General features: G+C 65.1%; 8 protein-coding genes. 4 read left to right on the forward strand and 4 right to left on the reverse strand.

All coding sequences use genetic code 11. The annotated features are described in order from the left end of the window. Positions 1 to 137 precede the first annotated feature (137 nt). The 4 genes from AC6H42_RS19470 to AC6H42_RS19485 all read left to right on the forward strand — a co-directional run bounded on the left by AC6H42_RS19470 (position 138) and on the right by AC6H42_RS19485 (position 3108). Positions 138 to 1052 (forward strand): Crp/Fnr family transcriptional regulator, encoded by a 915-nt coding sequence (locus AC6H42_RS19470; protein ID WP_497548750.1) that lies wholly within the window; start codon positions 138 to 140, stop codon positions 1050 to 1052. 149 nt (positions 1053 to 1201) lie between these two features. Then, positions 1202 to 1396 carry a hemin uptake protein HemP gene (hemP, locus tag AC6H42_RS19475; protein WP_057157679.1) on the forward strand — a complete coding sequence of 65 codons (195 nt, stop codon included), beginning with the start codon at positions 1202 to 1204 and terminating at the stop codon, positions 1394 to 1396. Positions 1397 to 1488: 92 nt separating this feature from the next. Then, complete coding sequence (locus AC6H42_RS19480) at positions 1489 to 1824, forward strand: hypothetical protein (RefSeq protein ID WP_057157678.1); 336 nt, start codon at positions 1489 to 1491, stop codon at positions 1822 to 1824. A 9-nt stretch (positions 1825 to 1833) separates the two neighbouring features. Next, complete coding sequence (locus tag AC6H42_RS19485) at positions 1834 to 3108, forward strand: DUF2325 domain-containing protein (protein ID WP_057157677.1); 1275 nt, start codon at positions 1834 to 1836, stop codon at positions 3106 to 3108. 81 nt (positions 3109 to 3189) lie between these two features. On the opposite strand, the gene AC6H42_RS19490 is transcribed toward AC6H42_RS19485, so the two are convergent. The 4 genes from AC6H42_RS19490 to AC6H42_RS19505 form a co-directional block, all read right to left on the reverse strand. Then, positions 3190 to 5940 (reverse strand): TonB-dependent receptor, encoded by a 2751-nt coding sequence (locus tag AC6H42_RS19490; protein ID WP_497548751.1) that lies wholly within the window; start codon positions 5938 to 5940, stop codon positions 3190 to 3192. 336 nt (positions 5941 to 6276) lie between these two features. After that, the gene (locus tag AC6H42_RS19495; protein WP_497548752.1) at positions 6277 to 9171 is read right to left on the reverse strand and encodes a TonB-dependent receptor domain-containing protein; all 2895 of its coding nucleotides are present in this window, start codon (positions 9169 to 9171) and stop codon (positions 6277 to 6279) included. A gap of 434 nt (positions 9172 to 9605) precedes the next feature. Continuing rightward, the gene (locus AC6H42_RS19500; protein WP_497548753.1) at positions 9606 to 10970 is read right to left on the reverse strand and encodes a sulfite reductase subunit alpha; all 1365 of its coding nucleotides are present in this window, start codon (positions 10968 to 10970) and stop codon (positions 9606 to 9608) included. A 9-nt stretch (positions 10971 to 10979) separates the two neighbouring features. Next, the coding region (locus tag AC6H42_RS19505) for an FAD:protein FMN transferase (RefSeq protein ID WP_497548754.1) at positions 10980 to 12159 on the reverse strand (1180 nt) is incomplete at its 5' end.

The following is a 12159-nucleotide window of genomic DNA, read 5'->3' on the forward strand; positions in this document are numbered from 1 at the left end:
GAGTTTTCCTACGGCTGGGCGCATCCTCCTACGCCCACAATCAGCCTCGGCTGATATCTATGGCAAGACCATGTTGGCATACTGAAATCACACATCAGAAGTTGCCAGATGATCATAACTGCTACAGGGAGAAAAGCATGCAGTCTACGCAAATCACCGAGTTCCGCCCCGGTGCGCCGGCGGTGCCACCGTCCGGCCTGGAAGCCGGGCGCCAGCGCCAGGGCCGGTTGTGGTCGAATCTGAAGGAAGTCTGCGAACTGCTGCACATCCCTCCAGTCAACCTCGCCCATTCCGAAGAACTGCTGTTCCAACACGTGCAATTCAAGACCGGCCAGCGCATCCACACCATCGGCCAACCCTTCGACATGCTGTACATCGTCAACTCCGGTTTTCTGAAAACCGTGCTGATCGACGAGTTCGGCAACGAGCAGGTGCTGAGCTTCCCGATGAAGGGCGACATGATGGGCGTGGACGGCATCCACACCCGCCACTATTCGTCCGAGGCGGTGGCGCTGTCGGACTGCGACCTGATCCTGCTGCCGTTCCGCAAGCTGGCCGCGCTGGGCCGGGTCCACATCGAGCTGGAAAACATGATGTATGGCGTGATGAGCCGGGAACTGGTGCGCGAACAAGCCATGATAGGCATGCTGGGCGCGCTCAGCGCCGAGGCCCGCGTGGCGCGCTTCCTGGTGGCACTGTCGGACCGCTTCGCGCAAATGGGCTACTCCAGCAAACTGTTCAACCTGCGCATGACGCGCCACGAAATCGGCAGCTACCTGGGGCTGACCCTGGAAACGGTCAGCCGCACGCTGTCGGCCTTCAATGAAGTGGGCCTGATCAGCGTCGACCAGCGCACCATCGGCATCAAGGATCCGGACGCGCTGAAAAACCTGCGCCGCCTGCCGCCATCGCGCGCCCGCGGCCGCCAGCCCGGCGCCGGGCGCGCCAAGCCGGCCGCCGCGCTGGTCGCACCCATCGCCGGGCCTGTCACCGCGCCCGCCGCCCCGGTCCAAGCCGCGCCGGCCAGCCAGGCGCTGTACGCCGCAGTCTGACGATTTTTCGCAGGAAATACCCCAGCTTGGCCCGCCTCCCGGCGGGCCTTTTTTCTTGTCCGCACTCCGCGCAAATTGTTCTTGCAAATAAAGCAGCCTTGAACAATAATGCAAATGCGAATCGTTCTCATTTAATGGAGTGTACCAATATGCATGCTGACAAAACCACGCTGGCTCCGGCCGGCACCGCCATCCCCGCTCCAGTCCGCAGCCCCGCGCCCGCCGTCCGCCGCCTCACCAGCGCCGGCCTGATGCAGGATCAGCGCGAAGTGGAAATCGAACACGGCAACAAAGTCTACCGCCTGCGCATCACCCAGCTCGGCAAGCTCATCCTGACTGCCTGAGCGCTCCGGCGCCGGGCCCGACACCGCCCTACCATCCCGCCAGCCATCCGCACCGCGGTAGCCAGCCACCCTGACCTTGCGAGGAGTGCCTGATGGCCATCATCGACCGTACCGACCCTATCTTCCTGACCACCAACCAGAGCGGCCAGCGCCCGGAGCTGATGCTGTCTGCGGTGCTGCACCTGATGTCGCACTACACGGCCAACGCCGGGGAAAGCGGCGCCTGCCTGAAACTGGCGTCCGTCATCGAGCGCCACCTGAAGGCGCTGGCCAGCCTGCCGGAACTGGCGCCGGTGCTGAGCGCCACCTGCCAGCAGTTGTCCGAGCAATGGGCCGGGGTGGTCGAGCGGTCCATGCCGGCGCGCGAAAAGCACAACTTCCTGGAGCGGCTGATGGCCCGCTCGCGCTCCGGCGAACCGGCGGCGTGAGGCGGCGGCATGTGCGATAAACACCAAGTAAAAGCGGCCCCGGCCGCGCACACCTCGCGCCGGCGCCGCCTGTGGGAGCTGGGCCATGCCTGCCACTGCCCGCTGGTGGGCGTGGGCATGCCGCTGGCCGCGCTGCGCAAGCTGGTGGGCAAGATCACCGGCGGCACCGTGGTGGCCGACGACTACGAGGTGCACGTGGGCGTGGTCACCGAATGCGGCGCCCGCAACCGCCTGTCCGAGGCGCTGCAGAAGGAACTGGAACGGCGCTACGCCGGCGTGCTGCTGCGTTTCAAGAACGCCAAGGACACCGAAGCGGTGGCCGCGCTGTGGCGCCTCGCCGTGGCCAACGGCGACGTGGCCGGCGCCTTCTGGGCCGGCCTGACGCACGCGCGCTGCACGCCCGAGCTGGAAGAACAGATGTGCCGCGACCTGCACATGGTGCAGCACCAGGCCGGCGCCTGCGCGCGGGCCGACATCACGCGCTTCCACGCCGTGCTGGAGGAAAACTCGCGCATGACGCGCGAACTGGCGCGGCTGCAACAGCGCAACGCCGCCATGCAACTGGAGCGCAATGCCGAGCTGGACCAGCACGCCAGCCAGCTGATGCAGCTGCGCGCCCAGTTGGTGGGGCGCGACAGCCTGGCCGACTCGCTGCGCCATGAACTGGAGCAGCTGCGCGCCTCGATTCCCGGCCTGGACACGCGCGACCGCCTGGCGCAGCGCCTGAGCCAGGTCGACGAACGCGAGCGCGCCCTGCGCAACCAGGTGGCGGAACTGAAACAGGAACTGACGCGCGCGCAGGCCGCGCTGGCGGCGCAAGCCACGGCGGCAAGCCATGCCGCGCCGCCGGTCCCGGCGGGGCAGCACGGCCACCCGGCGCAGCACCCCATGCCGCACCCGGCCGACGCCGCCTCAGCCGGCGCGCCGGCCCAGCGCGCACCGGGCCTCACCGAGCACGTGGTGCGCATGCCGGAACGGCTGGCCGACCGCAGCATCCTGTGCGTGGGCGGGCGCACCGGCAACGTGGCGACCTACCGCGCGCTGATCGAACGCGTGGGCGCGCAGTTCGCCCACCACGACGGCGGCCTGGAGGACAACGCCAACAAGCTCGAAGCCAGCCTGGCTGCGGCCGACCTGGTGATCTGCCAGACCGGCTGCATCAGCCATAGCGCCTACTGGCGCGTGAAGGACTTCTGCAAGCGCACCGGCAAGCGCTGCGTGTTCATCGACAACCCCAGCATCTCCAGCCTGGCGCGCGGCCTGGAAGAAGCCGACCTGGCATAAAAAAACCCCGCCGGCTTGCGCTGGCGGGGTGTTCTGTCGGAATGGCTCACCGCGCCGGCCGCAGCGCGGCCGGGCGCCACATTAGAAGGTGTAGTTACCGGTCATGTAGAAGGTGCGGCCCATCGGATCGGCATAGCGCGGATCGAAACCAACCTGGTGGCCCGACGAGGCGCGCAGCGAGAACGGCGGGTTGCGGTCGGCGATGTTCTTCACGCCGGCGCGCAGGCCTACCTGCTTGCTCACCTGCCATTTGCCCTGCCAGTCGAACGTCAGGTGCGATGGCACTTCCAGACGGAATTTCTCCAGCTTGTTGGTCGCCACGTTGCGGCTTTCCGCTTCCGCATCGGTGTAGCCGTTGCGGTAGTTGGCCGTCAGCGTGTTCGAGAACTTGCCGGTGTCCAGCGTGGTGGCCAGGCGGATAATGTGGCGGAACGCCACTTTATCGTTGGAGCCGAAGTAGTTCATGCTCGAGGTCCACTCGTTCGAGGTACCCGCCTTGGTGTAGTCGGACTTGATCAGGTAGGTGCCGTTCAGCACGCTGGTCAGGTTGCCGAACGCGAAGCGGTGGCGGTAAGTGGTTTCCCAGTCCACGCCCTGGTTGTGGGTCTGGCCGATGTTGACCGACAGGGTCTTCTTGGCCCAGTAGGTCTGATTGTTGCCCGGATCGACGAAGGTGGTGAACAGGTCACGGAACTTGACCGGATCGGTGAAGATCTGATTCTCGCTCACGCTGGACACCGCGTCGCGCATTTTCACGTCCCACAGGTCGGCCTGCACCGAGAACGACGTGGTCGGCTCGTAGCGGAAGCCCACGGTGAACTGCTTGGATTTCTCCGGTTTCAGATTCTCATTGCCGCCCGAGATGACGTTGTACTGGCGCTTGCCCACCTGGCAGTAGTCGGCGTTTTCCGCCTTCAGGTTGGCCGGGCAGTCCCACGACGAGGCGGTGAAGCCGGCCGCCACCAGCGGCTGGCCGATATCGAGCATGCTAGGCGCCTTGAAGCCGGTGCCGTAGGAGCCGCGCGCCAGGAAGGTCTGGGTCGGCTGCCAGCGTGCCGACACCTTGTAGGTGCTGGACGATTCCTTCGAGCCCATGTCGCGCTTGGCGAGCGCGTTCTTGACGGCGTTGAAGGTGTCGTAGCGGGCGGCGGCGGTCAGCTCGACGGTCTTGTGCACCGGCGCGGCCAGCTCGGCGAACACGCCGTAGTTGGCGCGCTCCAGGTCGTAGGCCGGCGACGCGCTAAAGCCGAAGATGTCCGAGCTGGTGGCGTTCGGCGTCTGCACGTAATGGTAATTGCGGTAGTCGCCGCCCAGTGCGATCTGGGCCGGACCGCCCGGCAGGGCGAACAGCTCGCGCGACGCGCGGGCGTCGATGCCTTTCAGCGTGGTCGACGCATCGCGGATCGAACCCTTGTAGACCGAGTTGGCGATCAGCTGCTTGGTCGCGTCGGACTGCGCGCCGATGCCCAGGAAGGGGTCGAACAGGTTCTTGGCCAGCATGTCGCGGAATTCCGCGTTTTTCACGTAGCCGCCGACATAGCGCTCATCGATCGCGTTTTGCGACCAGGTCAGGCCGGTGCCGAAGTTCCAGTCGCCGAATTCGCCTTCCGCGCCCAGCACCAGGTTCTTCGAATCGGTGATGGTCTGGCTGTCGCGGGTACCCCAGTCGTAGGTGCGGTAGCTGGCGGTCACGGCCTTGACGTCGGCGTGCTGCGCGGCCGTCATGTAGGGCTTGACGTAGGTGTTGTACATCGCCGAGTTCTTGGCGATCGACACCGACGCGGTGTTCGGGGCGATGCGGGCGGTCAGGTCCAGGCGCGAGTACGCCGCTTCGGCGAACAGGGTCAGGTTGTCGGTGGCCTTGAAGGTGGCTTTGCCGAAGAAACTGTCGCGCTTGTTCTCCGGCACGATTTCAATGGTCTGCACGAAGTCGAAGCCGCAGTTCTGCACCAGCGCGGTGTTGCTCAGCGCCAGCTGGTTCATCGGCGCGCAGCTGCCGTTCTTCTTCTGGTAGGGATTGAAGCCGATCGGCGAGGCGCCGGAGTTGAAGGTGGCCGACACGTTGGCCGGGATGGCTGCCGGGCTGGTGCGGTCGTAGATGTAGTTGTTGCCGTTGTTGCTAAATGGAATGTACGCGGTGTCGGCGAAATCGCGGTCCAGCGCCTTGACCTGCTTGCGCTCGTCATGGCGGAACGAGGCCATCACGTTGAAACGGTCCTTCTCCAGGTCGCCGAAGCCGTAGGTGGCGTTGATGTTCGACTGCGTGCCGGCGCTGCTCTCGCCGGGCTGGCTGTAGGTGGCTTCGATCGAACCGCCCTGCAGGTTTTTCTTCAGGATGAAGTTGATCACGCCGGCGATGGCGTCCGAGCCGTACAGGGCCGAAGCGCCGTCGGTCAGGATCTCCACGCGCTCAACCGCGCTCATCGGGATGGCGTTCAGGTTGATGGTGCTGCCCGAGCCTTGCGGCGCGACGCGGCGGCCATTCAGCAGCACCAGCGTGTAGTCCTCGCCCAGGTCGTGGATGGAGGCGGACACGCGGCCACCGGAGTTGGAGCCGGCGGCAATCGCGTCGATGGTGAAACCTTGCATCGAAGGCAGCGCCTGGATCAGGTCGGCCACGGTGGTGGCGCCGGACTTGGCGATCTGCTCGGACGACAGGCGCTGCACCGGCAGTGCGCCTTCCACGGCGATGCGCTTGATGGCCGAACCGGTGATTTCAACCTTCTGAATTTGCTCTTGAGCAACAGCATTGCCGCCCAAGGTGGCCGCACCAGCCATCACGGCAAATGCCAGACGCACCGAACGCACGCCAATTTTTTCTTTCAAAACCATGCACAACTCCTGTCATCGTGGATCAACGCAAGGGATACGTGCGAAACGCACGTAATTTTTACAAAAAGTTAACCGCCCTGCCCTCGGAAGACCTGATTATGTAATGCAACGGTCATCAACGTCATGGCAAAATCGACAGCAAGATTGCCAAAAAGTTACAGAAAGAGTGAGAATTGGAGATAATTCAGAGCGGCCTCAGCCAAACCAAATTAAGTTCCGCTAATTCCGCCGAAACCGGACCAACTTGTCTTATTTCCACAACGCACGCCGGTGCCGCAGCCATGAAAAAACCCCGCCGGCTCGCGCCGGCGGGGCTCTTGGCTACACCGTCAAGGATTACTTGAAGGCGTATTTCGCGGTGACGCGGAAGTTGCGGCCCATGCCGTTGTGCAGCTGGGTGTTGTAGCCTTCAAACTGCGAGGCGGTGCCGTAGCGCGGGTCGTAAGGAGCTTTGCGGTCCAGAACGTTCTTGATGTTCAGGGACAGGGTCAGGTTCTTCACGCCGGTGTACGAGTAGTTCAGGCCGAAGGTGGTCCAGCTTGCCACTTCGCAGTTCGAGCTGGTGTACTTCGGCAGGCCGCCCAGCTGGTAAGCGGACGATGGCTGGCCGGTGCCGTAGTGGCAGTACGCCACTGGGTACACGTCGGCGTTGTCGTAGCGGCGCAGCAGCGACACGTGATCGACGAAATCGACGATGCCGGTCACGCTATGCACGCCGTAGCTCCAGTTGGTCGAGAACGAAGCACGGTTGCGCGGATTGTCGCCGGCCGAGATGGCCCAGTCGGACAGGCCGCCATTCGAACCGGCGGTGTTGTGCGCGGTGTCGCCAGGCAACATGGCGCGCTTGTAGGTCGCCAGGTAGCTCCAGTTCAGCGTGCTGCTCAGGCGGCCCCAGTCGCCCAGCGATTGACGCAGGGTAACTTCCAGGTCCACGCCACCGACTTCGGTGCTGCCCTGGTTGATGTAGGAACGGTTCACCTGCAGGATCGGACCGGAGTTCGGCACCACGGTGCCGTTTTCCAGCGTCAGCTGGTTGGCGGCGCTGGTATCGCGCACCACGGTCGCGCCTGGGTACTGGCTCGGGTGGTCCACCACGCCTTGCGCGCTCAGCAGAACGGTTTCGTCGCGCAGCTTGATGTTGTAGAAGTCGATCAGCACGTCCAGGTTCTTGGTCGGCTGCAGGATCAGGCCCAGCGACGCGGACTTCGATTTCTCAGGCTTCAGCAGCGGGTTGGCAGCCGACAGGCTGGAGATGCTCTTCGAGCAGTCTGCCGTGGTGGCGTTGCCGATCGGGTGCTGGCCGTCAGGGCAGCGCACGGTGTCGGTCACGGTCTGGAACGACTGCACGCCGCCTGGCGAGACCTGGGTCAGCGCCGGGGCGCGGAAACCACGGGCATAGGTACCGCGCACGGCAAGCTGCTCGCTCACGGTCCACTTGCTGCCGACTTTAGGCACGAAGCTCGACACTGCCGGGTACTTGTCGTAACGGCCGGCGAAGTCCATCTCGAAGTTCTTGAAGAACGGGGTGCGCAGTTCGATGAAGGCGGACTTCACGTTGCGCTGGCCGTCCGCCAGCGAGTTGGCCAGGCCAACGATGTTGCCGGCTTGGGTTTCCTTGTCCGGCGACAGGCCGATTTTCTCCTGGCGCACTTCGCCGCCGAATGCCACGCCGATGTCACCGCCCGGCAGCTTGCCGATGGTGGTCGACGCCTTGGCATCGATCTGCATCACTTGCGAGAAACCGTTGTTCTCCAGGTTGCGGGTCGAGTTCGGATCCGCGATGGTCTGGGCGATGGTGCGGTTTTCCGTCACCAGGCGCTCCACCACTGGGCGGTAGATCATGTTGAAGTAGTGCTCGGTACGCTCGGTGCGGTTCCACAGGGCGCCGGTTTCCCAGTCGAAGATGCCGGTGGTGCCCTTCAGGCCGGCCAGCACGCGGAAGGTTTCGTTGATGTTATCGGTGCCGCCTGGATGACCCATCATGCGGAAGCCGACCGCTGCGCGCGACGGCGTGAAGCCGTTGGCTGCGGTGAACGGATTGTCCGGATGGCCAATCGGCAGGATAGGCTGGAACTGCTGAGCGGCTTTGCCGTCGGCCGAGAACACGGTGACCGACGCGGTGGTCGACACGGTACGCGGCGGACCGGCGTAGGTGCGCTCGGAGCGTGCGTAGGACGCTTCGGCGAACGCGGTCATCGATTCGTTGACCTTGAAGGTGCCGCGCGACAGGATGTTCGCATCCTTGCCCGCACTCTGCACTTCATTGAAGTCGTTCAGGTTGAAGCCGCAGAAGGTGCGGCCCACCAGCACGCTGGTCGCGGTCAGGTTGTGGTCGGCGATGCTGCCCACCAGCTTCTGCGACGGATCGCAGTTGGTGCGGTTGATCACGTCATTGCGCAGCGCGTAAGTGGTGGCGAAGTTCTTGCCGCCCGGGGTGCGCTCGCGGTAGTAGAACGGCTGGTCGGTCAGGCTGCTCGAATACGGGTTCAGGCGGGCCTGGATGTAGCTGTAGGCTGCCTGGTCGATGCCGCCGGTGGCGTCGGCGATCTTGGTCGCGTCGCGCTTGGACAGGTCGAACGAGACGAAGCCGTTGAAGCGGTCCTTGTCCAGGTCGCCGAAACCGATCAGGCCGTTGATGGTCTTGCGGCCGAACTCGCCGTCGCCATTGGCGAACACGCTGGCCGACAGTTCGGCGCCGGTGAAGTCGGTCTTGGTGATGAAGTTGATAACGCCGGCGATCGCGTCGGAACCGTACACGGCCGATGCGCCGTCCTTGAAGATCTCAACGCGTTCGATGGCCGACAGCGGGATCGAATTCAAGTCGTACACTGCCGATTTGCCCTGGTTCGGGTCGGCGTAGGCGGACGAGGCGATACGGCGGCCGTTCAGCAGCACCAGGGTCGAGGACGAACCCAGGCCGCGCAGCGAGGCGGTAGCGGCGCCGCGGGAGAAACCACCGTCGGTCACGTCAACCGAGGAGCCCGAGCCGAAGGCCGGAATCGAGTGCAGCAGCTCGGCCACGGTGTTGGCGCCGGTGGCGGCGATCTGCTTGGCCGACACGGTCTGTACCGGCGACGAGCCTTCCTTGTCGGAACGCTTGATGTTCGAACCCGTCACGAACACCTTGGTGACCGGGGCTTCCGCAGCTTGTTGAGCGATGGCGAACTGGGTCGTGCCCAGCGCCAGGGCAATGGCGAGTACGCCTTGCTTCAGGACTAATTTATTGTTCAAAAGTTTCTCCGCTGTAGAGTTGTGCAAAAACTATGCCGGTCTTTTTTGACCGGTGCCATCTGTACCGAGGGCTTATTCGAAAGATGCAATGTTTTTTCGAAGGAACGATCTGAACATCTGAGTTGATGAATGTCAATGAAGGGGAAACAAAACTGAGATACAGCTCGGATTTACAAAAAGATGCTTTGCGAGCCGTTTTCAGCATAAAAGTCGAATATTGCCAAAATTCAAGAATCTTATTCAGCAAAATCGGCCAAAATTCGCATATTCTCAACAAGATGGCGGAATATGCAGATACATATGATATTTATGCCGAACGCAACGATGTCATAATACAACGTAGTCTTAGTTACATTTCTACAAAAAAACAACAGCCAGTCGGTTCAGCGACGCGCCATTCCAAGGGAAAAATCGCCATCAGCACCGAACAGCGCTCAATAGACGTCGCGCCGGTAACGGCCCTGCTCGGCCAGCTGATCGAGCGCGCGGCGGCCCAGCAACGCCTCCAGCGCCTGATCGACACCGGCCGCCATGCCTTCCAGGCTGCCGCACACGTAGATCGCCGCGCCGTCCGCCAGCCAGGTGCGCAGCTGCTGGGCGCGGGCCGGCAGCAGGTCCTGCACGTAGCGCTGCGGCCCGCCGTCGCGCGACCAGGCCAAATCCAGTGCGGGCAGCTGCCCTGCCGCCTGCCAGGCGGCGATTTCCTCGCGGTAGTGGAAATCATGGGCAAGCTGGCGTTCGCCGAACAGCAGCCAGTTGCGCCCCTGGCCGGACAGGGCGCGCGTGCGCAAATGGCCGCGCAAGCCGGCAATGCCGCTGCCGTTGCCGATCAGGATCAGCGGGCGGCCGGCGTTGGCCTCCAGGCGGAAGCGGCGGTGCTGGCGCAGCCGCAGCTGCACCGTGTCGCCCGGCCGGGCCTGCATGCACAGCCAGCCCGAGGCATGGCCGTGGCTGCCGTCCGCGTGCAGGTGCAAGCGCACCAGCAGATGCACCCGGCCGTCGGACGGCACTGACGCAATCGAATATTCGCGCGCGCGGGATGGATCGGACGGCGCCGCCACCTGCACCAGGTCGCCCGACTGCCAGTCGGGCAAGCCCCCCTGCAGCGGCTCCAGCTCGATGTGGAAAATCGGCGCCCCGGCACTGCCGTGGTTGAGCTGGCGGCGCGCGGCCAGGCGCCAGCCATCGAAGGCCGGCGCGCTCCAGTCCGGCGCATCGCTGGTGCCGGCCAGGTGGCTCAATTGCTGGCGCCACGCGGCGATGGCCGGCGCGGCGTTGCAATTGACCTCCACCCGTTCGAACAGGCTGCTGGCGCCCTGCTCCTGCAGCCACCGGTCCAGCGCGCGGCCAAAGCCGCAATAATTAACATAAGACATGTCTCCCAGCGCCAGCACCGCGTAGTGCAATTGCGCCAGCGGCAGGCTGCGCGTCATGATGCGGGCCGCGAAGGCGGCCGCCGCGTCGGGCGCGTCACCCTCGCCGTAGGTGCTGACCAGGAACAGGATGCGCTCGGCGCCCGCCAGGTCCTTTTCCTTCAGCGCCGACAGCTCGCACAGGCGCGCTGGAATGCCCGCCAGGCGCAGGGTTTCCAGCGTCTGGCCGGCCAGTTCCTCCGCGCTGCCGGTCTGGCTGGCATAGGCCACGATCCAGCCCGGCGCCCGCGCGGCCGCGGCGTCGCCGGCCGCGTGCGCCCGGCGCTTGCGGCGCTGGCGCAGCCAGGGCGCCAGGCACACCAGGCCGTAGCTGATGAAACAGGCCGCGGTCAGGGCCAGGCGCAGGGGATCGTTGGTCAGTATCATTGCGTGGTTCTATTCATCATCCAGCATGCCGCGCATCTGGCTGCTCAGGTATTCGGTATAGCCTTCGGTTTCGGCGCCGCCATCATGGCCGTGCGGCCCGGACCGCAGCACGAACCGGGCCGCCAGGCCCTGCCGTTCGGCCAGCGCCAGGCCCTGCTCCGGCCCCAGCACCGTCAGCGCGGTGGACCAGGCGTCGGCCGCCATGCAGTGTGGGTGCACCACGGTGACGGAGGCCAGCCGGTTAGTGATCGGCGCCGCGCTGCGCGGGTCGATGGTGTGGGCGAAGCGCTCGCCGCCTTGCAGGAAATAGCGCCGGTAGTCGCCCGAGGTGGCCACCGACAAACCGTGCAGCGCCAGCGCGATTTCGTCCATCCTCGCACCCGCCATCGCGCCGCCCGGCGCGGCGGGCGGCTGCTCCAGCGCCACCCACCACGGCTGGCCGTCCGGCTTCAGGCCTGCGCCGCGCAGTTCGCCGCCTACCTCCACCAGGAAGTGCTGCAAGCCATGCGCAGTCAGGCAATGCGCCAGGCGGTCCACGCTGTAGCCCTTGGCCACGGCCGACAAGTCGAGCTGGACGCCGCCGGGCTGATAGGCCCGCCCGCCGCCCGCCCGCGCAGTACCCGGCACCTCGGGCGGGGGCGCCAGCAGCAGCCGCTGCGCCGCGCGCGCGGCGCGCAGTTCTGCGATGCGCGCCGCGCTCGGCGCAACAAAGCCGGGCTGGTCGTGCCGGCCGCTGGGGCCGAAGCCCCAGGCGTTAACGATGGCGCCGGCGCACGGATCGTAAGCCCCGCCGGACAGGTGCGCCACCTGCATGGCAAACGACAGCACATCGAAGCATGCCGGCGGCAGTGGCAGCCAGCTGCCGGGCGGGGCGCGGTTGTAGCGCCCCAGGTCCGACTCGGCCTCCCAGTGGCTCATTTCGGCCACCACGCTGTCGAGCTGTTGCTGCAGCGATGCCTGGAGTTGCTGCGGCACTGCCGCGCCCGCAACCAGAACGGTCCAGCTGGTGCCCATGCTCAGGCCGCCAAGCCGGTGGACGGCACTGCCCCTGGGTGGCGCCACCTCGGAAATCTGCTGCGGTAAAAGGATGCGGCGCATAGGAAAACGGCGGCCCGAGGCCGCCACAAAATAAGGCAAGCTGAGCCGCATCCCCCCCACTTCGGGGTCAGACCCCGAAGTGGGGGGATGC

It is taken from the genome of Massilia sp. NBRC 108631 (genome assembly GCF_059704565.1).